This is a genomic window from Streptomyces sp. NPDC048419 (assembly GCF_043200415.1).
Taxonomy (GTDB): Bacteria; Actinomycetota; Actinomycetes; order Streptomycetales; family Streptomycetaceae; genus Streptomyces.
In genome coordinates, this window is record NZ_JBICXT010000116.1 from 1 (window position 1) to 1,483 (window position 1,483).

The 1,483-nt window shown below is 66.8% G+C and carries 2 protein-coding genes; both read right to left on the reverse strand.

Annotation, left to right across the window (positions count from 1 at the left end; all coding sequences use genetic code 11):
- Positions 1–921 (reverse strand): alpha-amylase family glycosyl hydrolase (locus ACGFYN_RS48150; protein WP_393872280.1); only part of this gene is annotated, 921 nt, incomplete at its 3' end.
- A gap of 25 nt (positions 922–946) precedes the next feature.
- Positions 947–1,483: DUF3459 domain-containing protein (locus ACGFYN_RS48155; RefSeq protein WP_393872281.1), on the reverse strand; the 537-nt coding region annotated here is incomplete at its 5' end.

A 1,483-nucleotide genomic window follows, 5' to 3' on the forward strand; every position in this document is an offset into this window, starting at 1 on the left:
CGAGACCGGGTAGCGGGACTCTCGCCGTACGGCCATGAAGATGCGCGGCATGACGGGGAAGTGGAAGGCCATGTGGCACTCGTCGCCACCGCTCTGGTAGTCGCCGAAGTAGTCGACGACGTCCTCCGGCCACTGGTTGGCCTCCGCGAGCAGCACCGTGTCCGGGTAGTGGGCGTCGATGTCGCTCCGGACGCGCTTGAGGAAGGCGTGCGAAGCGGGCAGGTTCTCGCAGTTCGTGCCCTCGGCGGCGTACAGATAGGGCACGGCGTCCAGCCGGAAGCCGTCGATGCCGAGGTCCAGCCAGAAGCGCAGGGCCGCCAGGATCTCCTCCTGCACGGCCGGGTTCTCGTAGTTGAGGTCCGGCTGGTGGGAGAAGAAGCGGTGGAAGTAGTACTGACCCCGCACCGGGTCGTAGGTCCAGTTGGAGGCCTCGGTGTCGACGAAGATGATCCGCGCGTCGGGGTAGCCCTTGTCGTCGTCGGCCCACATGTAGTAGTCGCCGTAAGGGCCGTCGGGGTCCTTCCTGGACTCCTGGAACCACGGGTGCTGGTCGCTGGTGTGGTTCATGACGAAGTCGATGATGACGCGCATGCCGCGCTGGTGGGCGGCGTCGACGAACTCGACGAAGTCGGCGAGGTCGCCGAACTCGGGCAGGACGGCCGTGTAGTCGGAGACGTCGTAACCGCCGTCCCGGAGCGGGGACTTGAAGAACGGCGGCAGCCAGAGGCAGTCGACACCCAGCCATTGCAGGTAGTCGAGCTTGGCGGTGATGCCCTTGAGGTCGCCGACGCCGTCGCCGTTGCTGTCCTGGAAGGAACGGACGAGGACCTCGTAGAAGACCGCGCGCTTGAACCAGTCCGGGTCCCGGTCCTTGGCGGGAGTGTCCTCGAACGTGTCCGGGACGGGCTCGTTGACAGTCATGGCGCTCTGACTCTCCTATCGGTGGCTACGCGGACGACTGCTGGATGTGGAGCACGTGTGCCGGGGTCCGGCCGGGATCCAGGCGTACGTAGTTGGTCCTGCCCCAGTGGTAGGTCTCACCCGTCAGTTCGTCGTGTGCGGACATGAATGCGTGCCACTCCAGGCCGAGTTGCGGCATGTCCAACGAGACCGTCGCCTCCTGGGTGTGGTGCGGGTCGAGATTGACGACGACGAGGACCGTGTCCTGGCCCGAGGTCTTGCTGTAGGCGATGACCATGTCGTTGTCGGTGGCGTGGAACTTCAGGTTCCTGAGGCGCTGGAGCGCAGGATGGCTCCGCCGGGCGGCGTTGAGTTTGGTGATGAGGGGGGCCAGGGTGCGGCCCTCGCGTTGGGCGGCGTCCCAGTCGCGGGGGCGGAGCTGGTACTTCTCGGAGTCGAGGTATTCCTCGCTGCCCTCGCGCAGGGGGCGGTTCTCGCACAGTTCGTAGCCGGAGTACACGCCCCAGGTGGGGGAGAGGGTGGCGGCCAGCACGGCGCGGACCTCGAAGGCGGGCCGGCCGCC